The sequence below is a fragment of the uncultured Solobacterium sp. genome (assembly GCF_963550625.1).
GTDB lineage: Bacteria > Bacillota_I > Bacilli_A > Erysipelotrichales > Erysipelotrichaceae > Bulleidia.
On sequence record NZ_CAUVCV010000019.1, the window covers coordinates 1 to 20,001 of the forward strand.

At 36.0% G+C, this 20,001-nt stretch carries 23 protein-coding genes; 22 read left to right on the top strand and 1 reads right to left on the bottom strand.

All coding sequences use genetic code 11. The features are described 5' to 3' along the window. The first annotated feature begins 84 nt into the window (after positions 1-84). Complete coding sequence (locus RYK16_RS07580) at positions 85-1,011, top strand: site-specific integrase (protein ID WP_314851649.1); 927 nt, start codon at positions 85-87, stop codon at positions 1,009-1,011. A 5-nt stretch (positions 1,012-1,016) separates the two neighbouring features. Here the strand turns inward: RYK16_RS07580 and RYK16_RS07585 are convergent, their stop codons facing one another. Then, on the bottom strand, positions 1,017-1,490 hold the full coding sequence (locus tag RYK16_RS07585; RefSeq protein ID WP_314851668.1) for a restriction endonuclease subunit S: 474 nt from the start codon (positions 1,488-1,490) through the stop codon (positions 1,017-1,019). Positions 1,491-1,641: 151 nt separating this feature from the next. Between RYK16_RS07585 and RYK16_RS07590 the strand changes: the two genes are divergently transcribed. The 21 genes from RYK16_RS07590 (at position 1,642) to RYK16_RS07690 (ending at position 19,941) form a co-directional block, all read left to right on the top strand. Then, positions 1,642-2,424 carry a hypothetical protein gene (locus RYK16_RS07590; protein WP_314851650.1) on the top strand — a complete coding sequence of 261 codons (783 nt, stop codon included), beginning with the start codon at positions 1,642-1,644 and terminating at the stop codon, positions 2,422-2,424. Positions 2,425-2,437: 13 nt separating this feature from the next. Further along, positions 2,438-3,319 (top strand): hypothetical protein, encoded by an 882-nt coding sequence (locus RYK16_RS07595; RefSeq protein WP_314851651.1) that lies wholly within the window; start codon positions 2,438-2,440, stop codon positions 3,317-3,319. 203 nt (positions 3,320-3,522) lie between these two features. After that, positions 3,523-4,059, top strand: a complete 537-nt coding sequence (locus RYK16_RS07600; protein WP_314851652.1) for a DUF6609 family protein — start codon at positions 3,523-3,525, stop codon at positions 4,057-4,059. A gap of 328 nt (positions 4,060-4,387) precedes the next feature. Continuing rightward, on the top strand, positions 4,388-6,250 hold the full coding sequence (locus tag RYK16_RS07605; RefSeq protein WP_314851653.1) for an FAD-dependent oxidoreductase: 1,863 nt from the start codon (positions 4,388-4,390) through the stop codon (positions 6,248-6,250). A gap of 54 nt (positions 6,251-6,304) precedes the next feature. Beyond that, positions 6,305-7,414 (top strand): helix-turn-helix domain-containing protein, encoded by a 1,110-nt coding sequence (locus RYK16_RS07610; protein WP_314851655.1) that lies wholly within the window; start codon positions 6,305-6,307, stop codon positions 7,412-7,414. An 83-nt stretch (positions 7,415-7,497) separates the two neighbouring features. Then, positions 7,498-7,710, top strand: coding sequence for a FeoB-associated Cys-rich membrane protein (locus tag RYK16_RS07615; RefSeq protein ID WP_314851656.1), 213 nt, complete (start codon positions 7,498-7,500; stop codon positions 7,708-7,710). Positions 7,711-7,814: 104 nt separating this feature from the next. Then, positions 7,815-8,408 carry a type IV toxin-antitoxin system AbiEi family antitoxin domain-containing protein gene (locus RYK16_RS07620; protein WP_314851657.1) on the top strand — a complete coding sequence of 198 codons (594 nt, stop codon included), beginning with the start codon at positions 7,815-7,817 and terminating at the stop codon, positions 8,406-8,408. Next, positions 8,401-9,243: a nucleotidyl transferase AbiEii/AbiGii toxin family protein gene (locus RYK16_RS07625; protein ID WP_314851658.1), complete on the top strand. Its 843-nt coding sequence runs from the start codon at positions 8,401-8,403 to the stop codon at positions 9,241-9,243. Before RYK16_RS07620 ends, RYK16_RS07625 begins: the two co-directional genes overlap by 8 nt. Before the next feature lie 125 nt (positions 9,244-9,368). Then, positions 9,369-10,505, top strand: a complete 1,137-nt coding sequence (locus RYK16_RS07630) for a PLP-dependent aspartate aminotransferase family protein (protein WP_314851659.1) — start codon at positions 9,369-9,371, stop codon at positions 10,503-10,505. Between the two features lie 131 nt (positions 10,506-10,636). Further along, on the top strand, positions 10,637-10,924 hold the full coding sequence (locus RYK16_RS07635) for a single-stranded DNA-binding protein (protein ID WP_006525329.1): 288 nt from the start codon (positions 10,637-10,639) through the stop codon (positions 10,922-10,924). An 84-nt stretch (positions 10,925-11,008) separates the two neighbouring features. Continuing rightward, complete coding sequence (gene ffh, locus RYK16_RS07640; RefSeq protein ID WP_314851660.1) at positions 11,009-12,424, top strand: signal recognition particle protein; 1,416 nt, start codon at positions 11,009-11,011, stop codon at positions 12,422-12,424. A 78-nt stretch (positions 12,425-12,502) separates the two neighbouring features. Further along, complete coding sequence (gene rpsP, locus RYK16_RS07645) at positions 12,503-12,787, top strand: 30S ribosomal protein S16 (protein WP_282893859.1); 285 nt, start codon at positions 12,503-12,505, stop codon at positions 12,785-12,787. A 5-nt stretch (positions 12,788-12,792) separates the two neighbouring features. Next, on the top strand, positions 12,793-13,041 hold the full coding sequence (locus tag RYK16_RS07650) for a KH domain-containing protein (protein WP_006525326.1): 249 nt from the start codon (positions 12,793-12,795) through the stop codon (positions 13,039-13,041). Between the two features lie 43 nt (positions 13,042-13,084). Further along, positions 13,085-13,594, top strand: coding sequence for a ribosome maturation factor RimM (gene rimM / locus RYK16_RS07655; protein WP_314851661.1), 510 nt, complete (start codon positions 13,085-13,087; stop codon positions 13,592-13,594). Further along, positions 13,591-14,316 (top strand): tRNA (guanosine(37)-N1)-methyltransferase TrmD, encoded by a 726-nt coding sequence (trmD, locus tag RYK16_RS07660; RefSeq protein ID WP_314851662.1) that lies wholly within the window; start codon positions 13,591-13,593, stop codon positions 14,314-14,316. The genes rimM and trmD overlap by 4 nt, the downstream gene beginning before the upstream one ends. A gap of 151 nt (positions 14,317-14,467) precedes the next feature. Next, positions 14,468-15,715, top strand: a complete 1,248-nt coding sequence (locus RYK16_RS07665; protein ID WP_314851663.1) for a dihydroorotase — start codon at positions 14,468-14,470, stop codon at positions 15,713-15,715. Between the two features lie 20 nt (positions 15,716-15,735). Then, positions 15,736-16,461, top strand: coding sequence for a dihydroorotate dehydrogenase electron transfer subunit (locus tag RYK16_RS07670; RefSeq protein WP_314851664.1), 726 nt, complete (start codon positions 15,736-15,738; stop codon positions 16,459-16,461). Further along, positions 16,452-17,372: a dihydroorotate dehydrogenase gene (locus tag RYK16_RS07675; RefSeq protein WP_314851665.1), complete on the top strand. Its 921-nt coding sequence runs from the start codon at positions 16,452-16,454 to the stop codon at positions 17,370-17,372. Before RYK16_RS07670 ends, RYK16_RS07675 begins: the two co-directional genes overlap by 10 nt. Positions 17,373-17,479: 107 nt before the next feature. Next, positions 17,480-18,409 carry an aspartate carbamoyltransferase gene (gene pyrB / locus RYK16_RS07680; protein WP_314851666.1) on the top strand — a complete coding sequence of 310 codons (930 nt, stop codon included), beginning with the start codon at positions 17,480-17,482 and terminating at the stop codon, positions 18,407-18,409. Beyond that, on the top strand, positions 18,409-18,834 hold the full coding sequence (locus RYK16_RS07685) for an aspartate carbamoyltransferase regulatory subunit (protein ID WP_313983399.1): 426 nt from the start codon (positions 18,409-18,411) through the stop codon (positions 18,832-18,834). The genes pyrB and RYK16_RS07685 overlap by 1 nt, the downstream gene beginning before the upstream one ends. Before the next feature lie 99 nt (positions 18,835-18,933). Then, entirely contained in the window at positions 18,934-19,941 is a 1,008-nt protein-coding gene (locus RYK16_RS07690; RefSeq protein ID WP_314851667.1) for a zinc ribbon domain-containing protein, read from the top strand. The last annotated feature ends 60 nt before the right edge of the window (positions 19,942-20,001 follow it).

Genomic DNA, 20,001 nt, shown 5'->3' on the forward strand with positions numbered 1-20,001 from the left:
AATAGGACAATATTTCCACCAGCTCGACAACTTTATCACCCTTCATCAGCGTAAGCCATATATTCATAAAAAGGAGGATTTTCAATGCTAAATAATATTAAAGAGACAGATTTATTTTATGAGTATTATTCACAATGGATAAAAGTTTATAAGTCAGGAGCGATTCGAAAAGTTACGATGGATAAATATTTACTAACACAAACTTGGTTAGAACGTCTTGCTCCGGAAATGAGAATGTGTGATCTTAACCGACTATCCTACCAACAATTACTTAATTGCTATGCAGAGACTCACGAAAGGCAAACAACGATGGATTTTCATCATCAGTTGAAAGGCGCGATAATGGATGCTGTTGATGAAGGATTGATTGAAAGAGATCCTACAAGAAAGGCTATTATTAAAGGCAAAACTCCACGACATAAAAAGATAAAATATCTTAATCAATTTGAATTACACAAACTTATATCACATCTTAATTTAAACACAGAAATAAGTTGGGATTGGTTTATTCTTTTAGTTGCGAAAACAGGCATGAGATTTTCAGAAGCACTTGCAATCACACCAAAAGATTTTGATTTTCAGCACCAATCGCTTTCCATCAGCAAAACTTGGGATTATAAAAGCTGTACAGGTTTTCTACCAACAAAGAATAGGTCTTCTGTCAGAAAAATTCAAATTGACTGGCAGCTCATTGTCCAGTTTTCCGAATTAATTAAGGGGTTACCAGAAGATGAACCAATTTTTATAAAGAGTCGAGTTTTTAATTCAAGTATAAATGATTCTCTGGAACGTCACTGTAAAGGTGCAAATATTCCAATTGTATCTATTCACGGATTGAGACATACTCACGCATCATTACTATTGTTTGCAGGAGTATCAATTGCAAGTGTAGCTAGAAGACTTGGACATTCAAGCATGACCACTACACAGAAAACATATCTTCATATTATTAATGAACTAGAAAATAAAGATATTGATATTGTAATGCGTTCTCTTTCAAGTCTGAGTTAAAAAGGCTAAAATGGCTTACGCTGATGAAGGGTGATAAGGTTATCGATAGTGTAGAAAAATCTACCAATGGCTTTCTGCTCTGAATATCTTGTTACATAAATATCAATGTCATTTATTGCCGCTTTGGATAAACTCGGTACACCAGTTGATTCATCTTTCTTTTTCCAATCAATGTTTTCAAATAAATTAAATATAAAAATTAAGTAATTACCTTCTTTAGGAATCGCGTAAAATAGTGTATCTACCGTCCAAAATGGAGCTTCTAGAATATACGGTTTATTTATAGTCCCTTTTCTTCCAATGCCAATTGCATCTTTATAATAAGATAATGCCTCATTCACACTAAGCATATATCCGCCAGTACCATAAACAGGTATATCACCTTCTGCAAGATGTTTGTAATCTCTACCACCATAAACATCAACCATATTGTCCAACTTACGCTGTTCCCAAGAAATATAATAAATGATAAAGGATATTTATAAGTAAATTTGCGAATGGGTTTCCTGAATCGTTATGTTGAATGCATGACTAACCATCATGCATCTTTTTACATTTCTTGTGATATATTAGCACTCAATCTATAATGATATTAACCTTGGGAGTTTGATATGATTTAGGAGGTAATGTATGACAAAATCATTTAAAAGAGTGTGCTTGTTTGTTTTGAGTTTGTTGATGATTACTACAATGGTGGGTTGTGATACGCCAAAAACGAATTGGAGCAAACTGTCAGATGAGGAAAAGATTGACAAAGTTCTTCAGAGTTTTGAGCGAATGAAGAATGGGGAAATCCATATTGTGGGTTCAATGTATGCTGATGTTGTTAACCCAAAAGAAGGAGCAGATCCTGTTTATAAATATGAAACAGAGTTTACAGGTACGTTTGAATTAAGACCAGATCATATATCAGGAAAGCATTCAATTAATGGTAACGTTAAAGACTACTATTGTGACAGAATGTATTCATATGAGAAGAATGAGACTGACACACAATGGACAACAAGTAATTACTCTATAGTGGAATACAATCAACCGATTGGAATCCAACAAGATGTTATTCTCTATTTTGAAACAATAAAGGATCAACTTACATTGAGTGAAGATAGTGATACGATTACAGTACATTATGAAACAGATGATATAGATTTTCTTTATGCAAATGATGTGCAATTGATATGGTCTTCTCTAGGATCCCTTGGTTTTAGTAGTAATGATAAGAGTGGTAAGTTGGAAATCGACTTAAAGATGTCTAAAGATGATGGCAAGCCTGTCTCGGCAACAATAACAGGAGTGCGTGATAGTGATTACTATAAGAATCAAAAATATATTAGTGAAGTGACATATTCAAAAGTCAACTCTGGTATACATGTAGATATTCCGAGTGGAATAGATAATCCAATTTATCAGTAAAGGAGGGTATGAAATGAAAAATATTAGAAAAGTAATTTTAACGTTCCGTACACTTATCCTTGTTTTAAATCTTTCTGCTTGCCATAGTTCATCTAATAATGCGAAAAAAGATGTTGATACTTTTATAACGGAACTAAGAGATGCGAAAAGTACTGAGTATGTTAGTCAAGTTTATCGTAAATATCTCTATACAGGTGATGGTAAAAGAACAATTCTTACTGAGATGGAGACCCGCCAGGGAATGATTCAATTTGAACCACAGGTTTTTTTAGAAGTTTCCAATAGTAATAAAGGAATGCGTGATGATTTTCAAGCACCTGCTCTTTTTGAGGAAGAACTCATAACAATTGGGACCCCATACAGATTGGATCATGGTGGAAGTATCTATTCACCAAGTAAAGGAGTAACCTATACAGGGTACGTGAATAAGGAGAAACAATTCGAGTGGAGAAAAACAGAAGATTGGACCTATGCTACGGAAGTAGAGGCTCCTAAACTTGGTCGTAATGAAGAATTTTTAAAGCTATATGAAACATATTCTGATAAGTTTACTAGATCTGAAGATAATCAATTTGTATATTTGGAATTTAACGGTGATGTAAAAGACAATCTTGATTTAATTGAAGCATTTCATTCAAGTGTATTTGAAAGTATTATGTTTGCAGAACCAAGGGATATTATCACAGCTGTAGACATTCAAATTAAGCTTGTGATGGAAAAGGTTAAAGAAGGTAATAAACTTATTCCTAGTGAGGCAAAGATTATTCTTACAACTTCATTAGAAAATAAAGATGAAAAATGGACGGCAAAAAGTGAAGACCATTTTGAATACTACTATCGTAATCTCAACAATGTTGAAGAGATTAAAAAGCCTGAAGGTGTTACACTAAAATAATTAATAATATACATATGAATCATAGGCGAAAACACTATGATTCTTTTTTGTAGAACGTGATTCATGGATGAATTGAAAATAACAAGAATAATTAGGTATTAAGGTAATATGGTTATTACGATATTGTAATATAACCCTTTTACTTGATTTCTATATAGCATAGGCGTAATATCAGATTTGATTTAGAAAGAGGTTTAAATTTAATGCTAGGATATGAAAATGAAAAGTTAGAATTTAATTATAAAAAATCCTGTGGTTTATGGTTAATTGCGATTGCTATAGTAATCGTAATTGCTACCCTAATAGGTGGAAAGCAAATAATAAACATGCAGGTATTTAGTATAGGTTATATGATTTGCTTTTTTTCAATTAATATGAATAAAGGCTTACTTAACAAACTATCCACTGGTTCATCAACCAAATTTCAGAAAAATATTTCTAAATATTCAGTAATATTACTGTTTGTACTAATGGCATTTCTAGGTGGTCCATTTTTCGATACTGAGAATTGGAGAATGATATGGTTGGGAGCGTTATTGGCTACAGCACTGCATTTTTTCCCATTCTATTTTGTGCATGGAAAATCAATGATTTTATTAGGTATTATGTGTACTATCAATATTATTATGGGGTATATTTTCTCAAATGTCCCTTTAGTATTCTTTGCATATAGTGATGCAGCCATTAAATTTATTTTTGGGGTGTATTTATTGTTTTTTTCAAAAGCAACAAAGCAGTAAAACATAGTTTTTCAAACTGAACGAAACCAACAAAGGCGATAGGAAGAAAATCTATCGCCTTTGTTGTATACATGCAACATGCATTGAACAGAAATATTTGTTATTAGAAACAATCATTTTAGATTTAGTAGGATGAGTGAATCGGTGGGGGGTATGAATTTTTTATAGATAGATATGGACAGGTAGATTGGCTAATCTACGAGTATTGCGATATGAGAACCTGTAAAAATCGTTTTTGACAAAAAATATTTCTTCCATTGTCCAAAATGGACAATATTTTAGCTTCCTTTCTGTGATATTTTTATCAAGTGAACAAAGGGAGAGAACTATGAATAAACGTTTATTTGCGGCATGCTTAAGCGTAGGCATGCTACTAGCTGGATGCTCAACGAAGAAGAGTACTACTGTAAAAGATGGTACTTATGAGGAAACAGTTGATGGGCGTAACGGAAAGGTTACAGTCAGCACAACCATTTCTTCTGGAAAGATCACAAATGTAGAAGTAAAAGATAATGAAGAAACACCAGAAATTGCTGGTACTGCAATCACAGAGTTACCAAAGAAGATTGTTGAAAAGAACAGTCCTAATGTAGATGGGGTAACTGGTGCGACAATCACTTCTGATGCGATTAAGGAAGCAGTTAAGAATGCAATTAAGACTGCTGGTGGTGATCCTGATTCATTTGGTAGTGATAGTGCACAAGCATCTGAGTCAAAGACTGAGAAGTTAACTGCTGATGTAGTTGTTATTGGTGCGGGTGGTGCAGGTATTACTGCCGCATTAACAGCTCAACAAAATGGTGCAAAGGTTATCTTACTTGAAAAGTCAGCGAATATTGGTGGTGTATCTGTCATTGCAGGTGGACCAATGGGTATTAATTCTAAGGAACAAAAAGAAGCTGGTGTAGCAGGTACATTTACAACACAGGAAATACTAGCACATTGGCAATCCTATAACTGTTGGATGGATGATGGACAGTTGTTCTATAACATCGCTAACCGCTCTGGTGAAACAATTGACTGGTTAGAAGAAAATGGTATGGACCTTGTATATGTTGGTAACGAACAGAAAGCACATGCTAATGGCTTCCCAACATATCATGCATATGCAGACCAATCCAATAAGCTTGGCTACTATCAGGCTCTATTAAAGCAGTTTGAAAATGCAGGTGGTAAGATATACTACCAAACTCCTGCAGTAGAACTAAAGTCAGAAGACAATAAGATTACAGGTGTTGTTGCAAAGTCTTCTGATACAACATATGAAATTTCATGTGATGCTGCAGTACTAGCAACTGGTGGTTTCGGTGCTAATGCAGATGTGATTGAAAAGGAAGTTGGTTTCCCACTCGTTACATTTACAACGGGAACACAAACAGGTGATGGCGCAACAATGTCACAAGCAATTGGTGCTGGTAAGGGTAAGACGATCCAACAGTACCATGGTGTAACATCCTACTCTGGAATTGAACCAGGTTCGGGTAAAGATGAAATCGCAAAGGCTATTTATCTTGCAACAAGTATTTGGGTGAACCAACGTGGTTCTAGATTTGCACCAGAAGATTTAAACTATGATACAGCACTATCTTCAAACGCTGCCGCTACACAAGGTGAATACTATTTCTCAATCATGTCAGATGATATGGTAAAGAAAGTAGAGCAGGGTGGTTCTAAGGAATTGAATGTAGAAATAGCTGTTGGATACCAACCATCATTACCACTATTTAGTGTCAATGAACCATGGACAAAGTTTAGATCTGCACTAGAAGATGGTGTTAAAAATGGTACCGTGTTCAAGGGTGATACAGTAGAAGATCTTGCAAAGGCAATGGGCGTAGATGCCAATGCATTAAAGAAGACAATTAGTGCATACAACGCAGATTGTGCAAATGGATCAGATGCAGTATACGGCAAAGATTCCAAGTACATGTTATCTCTAGGTGATGGTCCATACTATGCTGTTAAGGCAAGACCAGTATCCTTAGGTGGTATTGGTGGAGTACTTGTTAACTCTAATTTAGAAGTTATCAAGCAAGATGGAACAGTTATCGGTGGTCTATACGCAGCTGGTAATGAAATTGCGGAAATCTATAACAACTCTTATCCACTCGTTGAAGGTGTTACATTAATGACAGCTCTAACAGGTGGAAGAATCTGTGGTGAAGCTGCAGCAGATTACGCAACAAAATAATCCCTCTTGGGAGAAATCGTAAGATTTCTCCTTTTTAAGTGTTAAGATAGGAGTATGAGAAAAGAAGAATTATTTGATTTAGTGAGTGAGTGTGCAACACTTGAAATATTTGTTGCAAAGGCTGCGAAGTTAGTTCAAAATCCGATTTGGATTATGGATGATGCATATCAATTAGTAACCTGCTCTAAGGTACCAGATGCTTACGTATATTTATCGTTTTTACAAGATACAAAACTAAAACGAAGCTTTGTAAATCGATTGATAGAACAAGGATTACTCAATGAGAATGGTATTCAAAAACCATTGCGTGTATTCGATACAGAGTATCAAAGAGATGTTTATGTAGTTGATATTTTTGCAAAGAAGAAGTCGATTGGAAAACTAACGGTTGCGGTGGAAAATGAAATTAGTGAAGAGGATGTTAAATTACTTGCGGATGCTGCATCTATCTACTTACGTCATCAATTAACAAATCATGGTTCCAAACGTGAACAAGCATTTACCTTACTGCTACAAAAGGATGAAGAGAGTCAATCGTTAGGACTGCAATTACTACAAGAGACTGGTTATCTCGTTAAAGGCACTTACATGCTTGCATATATTGATACTACAATTGCAAATCGCATTACTGTATTGCGTTCTTTCTTAAGTGAGATACAAAAGAGTGATGTAAACCTATTAGGTGGCATTGTGAATGAACAGTGTTATCTTTTATTGGCGAGCACAAAGCATATTGATTTGAAACAATACCCAAATATTCATGTTGGATATAGTATGCAGTTTGAAAAACTTCATCATCTTGATGGATATGCTAGACAGGCAGAATATGCAGCTAGTAAAGCAAAGGGAAAAGAGGCAAACTTCCAGAATCTAATTGATTCCTATTTGTGTAGCCAATTAGAAAAACAATTACCACTGGATACATTAGTTGACTTAAAGATACAAAAACTCATCTCGTATGATCATAAGTATGAGACGAAGTATTACGAGACATTGTGTATGTATGTTAACTCACAATACTCAAAACAGAAGACTGCAGAAGGGCTCTATATTCATCTGAATACCGTTAAGTATCGTCTTCAGCAGATTGAAAAATTATTTGATATCGATTTTGAAAAAGACGAGAAATTGATACGTTTGGCAATGTTAGTGCATCACGTTTAATTTCTTATTGCGTTTGACTTTTCAAATCAGAAAAAAGAAGTATACTAATAGTGTTAGTTATAGTTAACTTAAGGAGCGTAAATATGAACCTTTCAACATTAATAGTATTATTGGTCATTGTTGTAATCATTGCATTTGATATTCGATATGTGATGAAAAATGGAGTAAGCTCCTGTAGTGGAGATTGTAGTTCAGGTTGTCATTCTTCCTGTCATTGGGTAGGAGACATCAAAAAGGCACAACGCAATATCCGTATTCAAAATAAGATTAAGTCCTTGTTAGGATTATCGAAGTAATCTATCAGCCACTAAGGTGGCTTTTTCTTTATACTTAGTGTTGTAAATATGCGTACTAAATAATATAATGTAAGTGTATTTACAACATTTAATGGAGGCTAAGAATGGATTATAAAAAGAAGATACGAGAAAAGATTGAAAAAATGGGTGGATTTATTACAAGTGGTGAACTAGTGAATTCTAATATTCCAACTATATATTTAACTAGAATGGTTGAAGCAGGAGAATTAGTTCGTGAAGAAAGAGGAGTATATCTTTCTGCAAAAGGTGATTATGATGAATATTACTTCTTTCAAAATAAGTATAAAGTTGCAATCTTCTCGTATGTATCTGCTTTGTATCTATTTCAATTTACAGACATCATTCCTTCAGAATTAGAAGTAACAGTATACAAAGGATATAATGCAAGCCGTATTCAACGTGATAAAAGAGTGCATTATGTGAATAAAGATATATATGAACTAGGTATTACTCAATGTAAAACGATATATGGAAACAAAGTAAATGTCTATGATCTAGAAAGAACGATTTGTGATTTTGTGAAAAATAGAAATAAAGTCGAGGCTGAGTTATTTTCGAAAATAATAACAAGATATGCTCGTTATCGTAATAAAGATTTAAATAAGTTGTATACATACGCAAAAAAGATGAATATCTACGATAAAGTGAAAGATATTTTTGGTGTTATTTATGAATAAATACAAACTTAGATCGATTTGTAAGAAAATATCAGATGAAACAGGCCTTAGCTATAATGTAATTCAAACACACTATTTTTTGGAAACAATTCTTGAAAAAATATCTAAGAGTGATGAAAATCAGAATTTTATTTTTAAGGGTGGATTTCTGCTTGCGAGTTTTATTGGAATTAAGCAACGTAGTACAGTTGATATTGACTTCCTAATTAGGAAGTTTACGCTGACAAAAGAAAATATTAGTCAAAAATTAGAAAATATTCTTAAGCATGAGGTATACGAGGATATTAACTATGAGATAAAAAAGATAGAGGAAATTCGAAAAGATGATGAGTATGGGGGATTTAGAATTGCCATTGAATGTAAATTAGATAATATTCGACAGATAATTCTGCTGGATATTGCAACTGGTGATCCGATAACTCCAAAAGAAATTGTATATAAATATAAGAGTACTTTTGAAGATAAAATATATGAAATTTATACATACAATATTGAAACAATTTTGGCAGAAAAAATTCAAACAATCTATCAACGTGGAGTATTTAATACTAGAAGTAAGGATTTTTATGATGTATATATTTTATTTCATCTAAAGAAAAAAGAGATTGATTATGAAAAACTAGGTGTTGCCTGTCGTAATACGTTCAAACATAGAAGCAATAAATTTAATGTGGTAGATATTCTAAATGTTCTAGGTACATTGAAGGGCGAGAATGATATGTTGAAGTATTGGGGCAATTATCAAGATAGATTTAGATATGCAAAAAATATTAGTTTTCATGAAGTGATTGATACGATAGCTGAATTAATGATGAATCTGATTGAATATGATTGAGAATTATTATCCTCAGACAATGTACTTTCTTGAAAGCTATCATAGATGGGTGTAGGCTATAAGTAGATGTTTCAACGACAATCATTACCAAACAATATCATTCATAATTTTTAGTGGGGAAGAAAATGAAACAGAATACAAAGTTATTGCATGGTTACACCGTATTAGACCAATATACTGGTGCTGCTAGCATACCAATCTATCAAACGTCCACGTTTCATAATACAGAGTTGTATTGTGATGAGCAGAAGTATTTATACACCCGTTTCTCCAATCCAACGATTGATGCTTTAGAAGATGGTCTTCGTTGTATTGAGAATGCCAAATATGCATTGAGTTTTAGTTCTGGTATGAGTGCGATATCGAATGTTTTGATGTTGTTAAATGCTGGTGAACATATCATCCTTCCAAAGGAAGTGTATGGTGGTACTTGTCAGTTTGCGACGAAGATTCTACCTCGTTATCAAATCTCGGCGAGTTTTGTTGATATGGCAAATCTTGCAGAGATAGAAAATGCGATTACAGATAAAACACGCATGATTTATATTGAGACACCATCCAATCCTTTATTAAAGGTATGTGATGTTGGCGCAATCGTATCCATTGCGAAAAAGTATGGATTGATTGCGGTAGCCGATAACACCTTTATGACGACGCTATTCCAAGATACACTTGCGTTAGGTGTTGATATCGTTGTAGAGAGTGCTACGAAGTTTATCAATGGTCATAGTGATGTAGTGGCTGGTGTTGTTGCAACAAATAATGAAGATTACTATAAACAGTTAGTTCTATTTAGAAAAAACTTTGGTGGTATCCTAGGTGTGCAAGATGCTTGGCTAATTATGCGTGGTATGAAGACAATGGGTTTACGTATGAAACAGTCATCCGAAAATGCACAAGCAATCGCAGAATTCTTGTACAACCATCCAAAGATCAAACATGTTTATTATCCAGGTTTAGATTCTCATCCTGGTCATGATATTCATATGTCACAAGCTAAGTGTGGTGGTGCAGTATTATCGTTTTCTCTTGCAAGCAAAGATGATTTGATGTCTTTTACAAGGAAGGTTAAGATTCCGATTTTAGCAGTGAGTTTGGGTGGTGTGGAATCAATTCTATCTCATCCAGCAACGATGTCTCATGCTTGCTTAAGTGTTGAAGAGCGCTTAGAGCAAGGTGTTAGTGATGAACTGTTACGCTTGTCTTGTGGCATTGAGGATATTACAGATTTACTGGAAGACTTTAAGCAAGCATTAGAATAATGGAAAAATATGCATCGTATTTTGTATGCATGATAAAATGTAAATAACAACTTTTGAATCGTTGAATCATTCAACGATTTTTTTCGTGGAATAGACTATAGAACAGTGTACATAGTTAATGGGGGTGGATTATGTTAAATACATTTGTGCTATTAGGAAAGGTACATTCGTTACCTTTGATACAAGGGACGAATCTTTCGGAGAATCAATCAACGATAGAGATTGAGTGTCAACGTGCATTTACGGACAATGGAGTGATGTCTGACATTTTTACTGTGCGCCTGTGGCGTGGGATTGCGGAGTCATGTAAGGCTGCCTGTAAGATTGGAACCGTGATTGCGATTAAGGGAAGGGTAGAAGTGAATCTACAGACCAAAGCGATGGAGTTAATTGCCGAAAAAGTTGAGTTTATCCGTTAAGTAGAGAATTGAGACACTTCACTATATCTAAAGCAGAGATAACTATGATAAAATAAGGACGTTTGATAAAGTGAGGTATAAAACATGGCATTTGATTCCTTAAGTGACAGACTGAATAAAGCGTTACGTAATGTGGCCGGTAAGGGTACGTTAACGGATAATAACATGGAAGACATGCTGAAAGAAGTGCGTTTAGCATTACTTGAAGCAGATGTAAACTATCGTATTGTAAAAGAATTCTTAGATGAGATTCGTACAAAGTCCAGAGGTGAAGAAGTACTGCAGAGCGTAGAACCTGGACAACAGCTCGTTAAGATCGTTCATGATCAAATCATTGAATTACTCGGTACAGAAGAAGTTGGTCTTAACTTTGTAGAAGATGGTATTACAAAAATTATGCTTGTCGGTTTACAGGGTACAGGTAAGACAACTAGCGTTGCTAAGATTGCGCGTATCTGTAAAGAGAAGTTTAATAAGAAAGTATTGTTAATTGCGGCCGACGTGATTCGTCCTGCTGCGATTGATCAGTTACAAACATTAGGTAAGGAAATTGATACTGAAGTATTTACCTTAGGTACAGAGACTCCAGCTGTTGAAACAGTTCGTCAGGGTATGGAATACGCTGAAAAGAATGGTTTTGATACAGTATTTATCGATACTGCTGGTCGTTTACATATCGATGAAGCGTTAATGAATGAGTTAAAGGAAATCAATGAACTTGTTCATCCTAATGATATTCTCCTTACAGTCGATGCGATGACTGGTCAAGATATCGTTAACGTAGCGCAAGCCTTTAAGGATGCCTTACCACTAACTGGTTTAGTTGTAACGAAGTTTGATGGTGACTCTAGAGGTGGTGGTGTTCTTTCTGTTAAGAAGATCACAGGCGTTCCTATTAAGTTTGTCGGTGAAGGTGAAAAGATTGAGGATATGGATATCTTCCATCCTGATCGTATGGCTGACCGTATTCTTGGAATGGGTGACGTTGTAACACTTGTAGAGAAGGCACAGGAGAAGTTGGATCTTGAAGAAGCCAATAAGATGGCTGAACGTATGCTTGCAGGTCAATTCACAATGGATGACATGTTAAAGCAGTTTGAACAGATTCAAAAGCTAGGTCCTCTTGGTGGCATTATGAAGATGATTCCAGGTATGAACCAATACGCTGGTATGTTAGATGAAGCCAAGGCAAGTGACTCGATGCGTCATATGAAGGCAATTATCCAGTCTATGACACTTGAAGAGCGTACGCATCCAGAAAAGATGCGTGGCACAATGAAGAAGCGTGTAGCACGTGGTTCTGGTCGTAGCGTGGATGAAGTCAATAAGTTGATCAACCAATTCGGTAAGATGAAGAAGCTGATGGACTCCATGGGTAACATGCAAAGAAACGGTTCCCTAAACCAAGAAAGTCTAGAGAAGATGATGGGCAATGCTCAAAAGCGTGCAGGTCAAAACTTCCCAAATGGCTTCGGTGGAAAGAATCCATTTAAATTTTAATGATGTAAAGGTTTTTTACTTGACAGTGAATTTCGAATCAGTATAATAAACATGTAAGAAATAGGAGGTATTTATACCATGGCAGTTAAATTACGTTTAAAGAGAATGGGTGCCAAGAAGGCTCCAAGATATCGTATCGTTGCGGCAGACTCACGTTTTGCTAGAGATGGACGTGAAATCGAAACAATCGGACATATCAATCCAACAACAGAACCTGAAACAGTAGTAGTAAATGAAGAAAAGGCTCTTAATTGGTTAAGAAACGGTGCTCAGCCTTCTGATACAGTTAGAAACATTCTTTCTCGTCAAGGTATCATGAAGAAGTTCCATGATGAGAAGGTAGCCGCTAAGAAGAAAGCGTAAGCATCATGGCAGAGCTGGATAAGGTACTTCTAAATCTAGTTAAGCCAATGGTTGAAGACAAGGAATCCTTGGATGTACGTCTGATGCCTAGCTTAGATGATAAAGAAGTTTTGTTACATGTTTATGCAAAAAATGATGATATTGCTCGTCTGATTGGCAGAAAGGGCAGTATGGCAAGCGCATTACGTCAAGTAATGTCCGTTGCTTCTCATAGTAATAACAAGAAAGTAACAATCAAGTTCGAACAGATTTAAGGATGCTACGGCATCCTTTTTTTGAAAATCAAGGAGAGGGAAGATGGCATATATTTGTATTGGCAAAATTATCAATACGCATGGTATCAAAGGAGAAGTAAAGATTGAAAGTTACTCTGACTTTGATGAAGAAAGATATACCAAGAGTAAACAAGTATATATTCGTGTCGATGAGAAGTATCTACCAGTTACGGTAGCTTCCTATCGTAAGCACAAAGGCTTTCCACTTGTATCCTTTGTTGACTTGCAGAATATTAACTTTGTAGAACAGTATAAGGGTTGTGAAATCTACATCGATGAAGCAGATCGTAAACAACTCAAAAAGGGCGAATACTATCGAAAAGACCTTGTTGGTTTAACAGTTGTGGATGAAGAAGGTATTACATTAGGTAGAATCATCAGTGTTGAAGAAACACTAGGTGCCCAAAATAATTTACGTCTTCAATTAGAAGACGCAAAAGAAGTGCTAATTCCTTACATTCCAATGATTGTAAAGAACGTAGATTTAGATAAGAAAGTGATGACGATTCATCGTATGGGAGGCCTACTATGAGGATTACCGTATTAACACTATTTCCAGAGATGTATCGTGACTTTGTCAGTACTTCAATCATTGGCCGTGCCATTGAAAGAGGACTCGTTACAGTAGACTTCGTACAAATACGTGATTTTGCCCATGACAACTATCGCCATGTGGATGATAAGCCATTTGGTGGAGGACTAGGACAAGTAATGAAGTGTCAACCAGTATTGGATGCACTCAATTCTGTAAAGACAGAAAATAGCTACAGTATGATGATGTCACCAGCAGGCAATGTCTATAACCAATCCAAGGCAAGACAGTTAGCTCAAAAAGATCACTTGATTCTATTGTGTGGACATTACGAAGGTTTTGACGCACGTATTAACAAGCATGTAGATGAACTCGTCAGTATCGGAGACTACGTTCTAACAGGTGGGGAAATGGCTTCTATGGTTATTATGGATAGCGTGATTCGTTTACTGAATGGTGTGATTCGTGAAGGTTCTACTGATGATGAATCTCATGAAAATGGATTACTTGAATATCCACAATACACCCAACCCGCAGATTACCAGGGGGATAAGGTACCAGATATCTTGCTGAGTGGTCATCATGCGAAGATCCAAGAGTGGCGTACACAACAATCCTTACTACTGACAAAGAAAGTCAGACCAGACCTTTTTGAAAAACATCAATTTACAGAATATGAAGAAAAAGTCTGGAAAAAACTATGCAAGCAAGAGAGTGAATAACGCTCTCTTTTTGTATATATTCATATTCCAAAATTAGAGTTTCAAAATTAGATGAAACTTAACAAAACTAAATTAAAATTCTATTGAAAAAGTAAAAAAGTTCAATTATAATATCGAAGATTTAAGTAGTTGGCTCTAGAAGGGGTTTCATATGAAAACAATCTTAAAAAACGCAACAGTCTATACACGAAAGGGTTTTGAAAAGATGGATATCGCTATCTCTGGTGATAGACTTCTTGTCCCATTTGACGTTTCAGACAGTGTTCAAAGTGACGATATCGTTTTTGACTTCAATCATAAATATATTTTACCGGGTTTCGTTGATGTACATGTACATTTCCGTGAGCCCGGTTTTTCTTATAAAGAAACGATTGGCACAGGTTCAAAGGCGGCAGCACATGGAGGATTTACTACAGTATTTACGATGCCTAACTTAAATCCACCTCCTTGTGATTATGCAAGCCTCAAACAACAACTCGATATCATTGAAAAAGATGCAGTAATCAAAGTAGTTCCATTTGGTGCTATTACAGAAAATCAAAAAGGCCGTGGAATGTTATCCAAAATGGATGAGATGGCTGACCATGTAGCAGGTTTCTCTGATGATGGGGTTGGTGTACAAGCCGACTTTACGATGGAAGATGCGATGGTGAAAGTCGCAAGTTTAGGAAAGATTATCTCAGCACATTGTGAAGACGAAAGTCTTAATACAATCCCATATACAGGCACAACATCCGCAAGTGAAAGTGTACAAGCCGCAAGAGATATTGAACTATCCGCTAAAACCGGTTGTAAATATCATATTTGTCATGTCTCCGCGAAGGAAACATTAGATGTGGTAAGAAAAGGAAAGGCCAGAGGAATTGATGTGACCTGTGAAACAGGACCTCATTACATTGCCTTTAATACCGATACAATTAAATATGAAGGAAACTTCAGAATGAATCCTCCAATCAAGTCCCCAGAGGATCAAAAGGCAATTCTAGAAGCTATCGTCGACGGCACAATCGATATGATTGCGACAGACCATGCCCCACATAGCTTAGAAGAAAAATCACGAGGATTTGATAAATCATCCTTCGGTGTAGTAGGGCTAGAAACATCCTTCGGTGTGTCCTATACAGAACTTGTAAAGAAGAATGTGATTTCCTTTGAACGACTCGTCGAATTAATGAGTGTTAATCCAAGAAAACGATTTGGCTTAGATGGTGGCTATATTGAAAACGGAGAAGTCGCAGATATCTGTATCGTTGATACAGAAACTACGTGGAAAGTTAATCCAGATGAATTTCAAACAAAGGGAAGATCGACACCATTTGAAGGTATGAATCTTACAGGCAAAGTTATCGCAACCTTTGTGGATGGCAAACTCGTCTATCATGACGAGAAAGAAATATAGATTATTGTGGAGGGTAAAGAGTGAGAATCATTGAGAATGTAAAGATTGCGCTAGATACATACAAGATGGTATTACAACCAACTGGTCTAGAATCTAAGAAGTTAAAGACTTTAGTGCCAGGACAGTTTATCAATATCAAAATTGAAGGTTTCTATTTACGAAGACCTATCTCTATCGCAGATTGGAATGATGAAAGCCTAACCATCATCTACAAGGTGGTAGGCAAAGGCACAAAGGCACTCAGTGAAATGAAACAAGGTATTGAATTAGATATCCTTTGGCCTTTGGGGAATGGATACAACCTAACTTGGATTCCTAATTCTGCGATATTGATTGGTGGAGGAGTGGGCGTTCCACCGATGTATGGCTTAGCGAAAAAGTTAGTTGAAGAAGGAAAGAAGCCAAGAATTATCCTTGGCTTTAGAGAAAAGAATCAAGTTTTCTATGATGATGAATTTAGAAAACTTGGTTTAGAAGTCGCAGTGTATACAGAAGATGGTTCCTATGGAGAAAAGGGCTTTGTTACAAATGGGTTTGATCAAGCAGAATATATTTGTGCCTGTGGTCCTGAACGCATGTTAGAAGCGATTTACCGCAAAGCACAGGATGGCCAATATAGCTTTGAGGCACGTATGGCATGTGGCTTTGGAGGCTGTATGGGATGCTCATGTGAAACACTTGTAGGTAATAAGCGTATCTGTAAAGAAGGACCAGTTCTGATACATAAGGAGTTGTTATGGAAGTAAATACAAAAGTAACTTTAAGTGGCTTAACACTAGATAATCCAGTGATTCCAGCCAGTGGAACCTATGGGTTTGGCAAAGAATATGTAGACTTTTATGACATCAATATCTTAGGTTCTATTTCGATCAAAGGAACTACCGTTCAAAGACGTAAGGGAAACCCACAACCTAGAATCGCAGAATGTTATTCTGGATTGATTAACTCGGTAGGTCTTGAAAATCCAGGAATGGATAATGTAATTCAGAAAGAACTTAAAGATTTAGAGAAGATCTATCGAAAACCAGTTATCGCAAATATCAGTGGTTTTTCTGTAGAGGAATATGTCACGTTAGCTAGAGAGATGGATAAGGTTGATAACGTCGGTATCATCGAGGTCAATATCAGTTGTCCTAACGTAGACCATGGTGGACTAGCGTTTGGGACAAATGCAGATAACGTTAGAGAACTAACAAAGAAAATCAAAGAAGTAACGACAAAACCTGTTTATATGAAACTTAGTCCAAACGTAACGGATATCAAAGAAATTGCACGCGCAGCTGAAGAAGGTGGTGCAGATGGTATTTCACTGATCAACACCTTGATGGGAATGCGCATTGATATCAATCGCAGAAAGCCAGTCATCGCCAATAAAAAAGGTGGCTTCTCTGGACCTGCAATCTTCCCGGTTGCGTTAAGAATGGTATATGAAGTATATGAGGCAACAAATCTTCCAATCATTGGTATTGGTGGTATCTCAAGTGCAGAAGATGTTATTGAGATGATGATGGCAGGGGCTACTGCCGTACAGATTGGTGCCGCAAATTTAATCAATCCTATGGCATGTAAAGAAATCATTGAAGAACTACCACAGGTAATGAAAAAACTAGGAATTACTTCACTTGATGAAATTATAGGAATCGCACATAAAGAGTAAGGGGAAAGGAGAATTGTTCAAAGATAAATCAGAATTAGAATTAAAGCGTTTGTTTGAAGATTTAGGAAACAAAAGTAGTGATGAATCATTGATGAAAGGAAATCGTAATGGAAATTAGAAATTTAATTAGCATCACAGATTTTTCAGTAGAAGAAATCGATAAAATGATTGGGGTTGCAGGAGATATCATGACCAACCCTAACAAATACATCGATATTTGTAAGGGAAAGAAACTGGCAACGCTATTCTTTGAACCAAGCACACGTACAAGACTTAGCTTTGAAGCAGCGATGTTAGAGCTTGGAGGTTCTGTATTGGGATTCTCTGAAGCTTCCTCAAGTTCTGCTTCAAAGGGGGAAAGCGTGAGTGATACGATTCGAACTGTAGGTTGTTATGCGGATATTATCGCTATGAGACATCCAAAGGAGGGTGCTCCTGTGGTGGCCGCAAGACGAACAACCGTACCTATCATCAATGGTGGTGATGGTGGACATCATCACCCTACACAAACACTAACAGACCTTCTTACCGTTACAAGAGAAAAGGGAAGGCTCAATAACCTTACAGTAGGCTTATGTGGGGACTTGAAGTTTGGTAGAACAGTTCATTCCTTAATTGAAGCGATGTTACGATATGAGAATGTGAAGTTTGTGTTAATCGCTCCACCAGAATTACGGGTGCCGCAGTATATTATTGACATGCTTGAAAAGGCAGGGGCTGAATATAAGCAGGTAGAAACGATGGAAGCTGTTATGCCTGAGTTAGATATCTTATATATGACAAGAGTACAGCGTGAACGATTCTTTAACGAAGAAGACTATATTCGCTTAAAGGATACCTATATCTTGAATATGGACAAACTTGCTAACGCAAAGAAAGATATGGCTATCTTACACCCACTACCAAGAGTGAATGAAATTTCAGTTGAAGTTGATGATGACCCACGTGCTGCCTACTTTAGACAAGCACTCTGTGGTAAATATATTCGCATGGCTCTAATTTTAAATCTTCTCAACATCGTTAAGGAGGTCCAATAATGAATATCGATGGTGTAAAAACAGGTATTGTACTAGATCATATCAAGGCTGGTAAATCAATGGAAATCTACAGCTTATTACAATTAGAAAAGCTAGATTGTTCGGTTGCGATTATTCAAAATGTAGTATCTAGAAAATACGGTAAGAAGGATATTATCAAAATCGATTCTATGATTGATTTAGACTTAGATATTCTTGGCTTTATTGATCCAAACATCACAGTTAATAAAGTTGTCGATGGTGTGCTTTCTAGCAAGGACCATCTCCAACTACCAAAAGAGCTTGTCAATGTAATCAAGTGCCAAAACCCAAGATGTATTACATCCGTTGAACGTGAGATACCACATGTATTCTATCTAGCAGATGAAACAAGTGGTAAATACCTCTGCAAGTATTGTGATGTTGAAAGCAAGCAGAATAAATAATTTTGTTATAAAATACAACGAGAGTTTACGTTAGAAGAGAGTAAATACTACTCTCTTTTTTGCGAATTGACGTATAATAGATAAAAGGGGACATTTTATATGAAATATACTTCACGTAAAAAAACACCACTAAAGTGGTTAAATTTTCTAAAGTTTATTAGTTTACCAATACAGATTCTGTTTTATATTTATGTATTCGTTAGTATCTTAATGGAATTATTTGGATCAGATATGTTACCGCATTTATTAGCACCTGTTCTAAATATCTATGGATACGCTGCCAATCACTTAGGCTCTGCATTTTGGCCAATCCTCTCTATTTTATTGGCTTTAATTATCCTTGTTTATTGGGTATTTGAAATTGAAAGAGGACTCATTAAGTGGGAAGGTTTTTCCACAGTATTATGGAATCTTTACTTAATTGTAATGTATATCATCTGTGGTGGTGTGATGGTCGCAGCACTGATGTACTTACCACCAAGTACTGTATCTACTATTGTGATGGGGTATTTAGTAAACTTTGGTATTAATGTACCATCAAGTTTTGTATCTTACATTCCTTTGCTTGTATTTGTGGTAGTATGGCTCATTGCAGGTATTATCTATATCTGTTTAAATATCATCTACTTTGTACGTCGTAAGGCACTCTTTGCGAAAGACTACAGTGAAGAAGTTGAAGTAGAAAAGGAATCATCTACAGTTGAAGAAGTTAAGACAGAAGAAACAACTCCTTCAGCAGTAGAAGACAATGTTGAAGAAGAATCTACTCCAACTGAAGCAGAAGAAAAGACAGTAGAAGAACAACCTGAACAAGAAGCGACTCTAACTGAAGCTGTTAAAGGAACACAAAACGATGAAAGTTCAGAAGAAAAGCTGGAAGAGACTACGGAAGAAAAACCGGTTGAAACAGAAACTATTTTAGAAGAAACACCAAAGGTAGATCCTGTAGAAACAGAAGGATATACACAAGTAATCTCAACTGCAATTGAGAATGATACTGCAGAAGTAAAAGAACCTACTCATAAAGTTTGTAAGGAGTGTGGTTCTGAAGTCTTAGAACCCGACGCGATCTTCTGTACAAATTGTGGTAAAAAATTAGATGAATAAAAAATCCTAATGTAAAATAACTTGGGGTTTTAGAAAAATCCGCTTTAAAATTACATGGGG

Coding starts and splice junctions, on each gene's coding strand:
- RYK16_RS07675 (WP_314851665.1), top strand. CDS start 16,452: ATGGAAGTAAATACAAAAGTAACTTTAAGTGGCTTAACACTAGATAAT.
- RYK16_RS07625 (WP_314851658.1), top strand. CDS start 8,401: ATGAATAAATACAAACTTAGATCGATTTGTAAGAAAATATCAGATGAA.
- trmD (WP_314851662.1), top strand. CDS start 13,591: ATGAGGATTACCGTATTAACACTATTTCCAGAGATGTATCGTGACTTT.
- RYK16_RS07610 (WP_314851655.1), top strand. CDS start 6,305: ATGAGAAAAGAAGAATTATTTGATTTAGTGAGTGAGTGTGCAACACTT.
- pyrB (WP_314851666.1), top strand. CDS start 17,480: ATGGAAATTAGAAATTTAATTAGCATCACAGATTTTTCAGTAGAAGAA.
- RYK16_RS07635 (WP_006525329.1), top strand. CDS start 10,637: ATGTTAAATACATTTGTGCTATTAGGAAAGGTACATTCGTTACCTTTG.
- RYK16_RS07580 (WP_314851649.1), top strand. CDS start 85: ATGCTAAATAATATTAAAGAGACAGATTTATTTTATGAGTATTATTCA.
- RYK16_RS07605 (WP_314851653.1), top strand. CDS start 4,388: ATGAATAAACGTTTATTTGCGGCATGCTTAAGCGTAGGCATGCTACTA.
- RYK16_RS07595 (WP_314851651.1), top strand. CDS start 2,438: ATGAAAAATATTAGAAAAGTAATTTTAACGTTCCGTACACTTATCCTT.
- RYK16_RS07690 (WP_314851667.1), top strand. CDS start 18,934: ATGAAATATACTTCACGTAAAAAAACACCACTAAAGTGGTTAAATTTT.
- rpsP (WP_282893859.1), top strand. CDS start 12,503: ATGGCAGTTAAATTACGTTTAAAGAGAATGGGTGCCAAGAAGGCTCCA.
- RYK16_RS07650 (WP_006525326.1), top strand. CDS start 12,793: ATGGCAGAGCTGGATAAGGTACTTCTAAATCTAGTTAAGCCAATGGTT.
- RYK16_RS07665 (WP_314851663.1), top strand. CDS start 14,468: ATGAAAACAATCTTAAAAAACGCAACAGTCTATACACGAAAGGGTTTT.
- RYK16_RS07620 (WP_314851657.1), top strand. CDS start 7,815: ATGGATTATAAAAAGAAGATACGAGAAAAGATTGAAAAAATGGGTGGA.
- RYK16_RS07615 (WP_314851656.1), top strand. CDS start 7,498: ATGAACCTTTCAACATTAATAGTATTATTGGTCATTGTTGTAATCATT.
- rimM (WP_314851661.1), top strand. CDS start 13,085: ATGGCATATATTTGTATTGGCAAAATTATCAATACGCATGGTATCAAA.
- RYK16_RS07685 (WP_313983399.1), top strand. CDS start 18,409: ATGAATATCGATGGTGTAAAAACAGGTATTGTACTAGATCATATCAAG.
- RYK16_RS07590 (WP_314851650.1), top strand. CDS start 1,642: ATGACAAAATCATTTAAAAGAGTGTGCTTGTTTGTTTTGAGTTTGTTG.
- ffh (WP_314851660.1), top strand. CDS start 11,009: ATGGCATTTGATTCCTTAAGTGACAGACTGAATAAAGCGTTACGTAAT.
- RYK16_RS07600 (WP_314851652.1), top strand. CDS start 3,523: ATGCTAGGATATGAAAATGAAAAGTTAGAATTTAATTATAAAAAATCC.
- RYK16_RS07630 (WP_314851659.1), top strand. CDS start 9,369: ATGAAACAGAATACAAAGTTATTGCATGGTTACACCGTATTAGACCAA.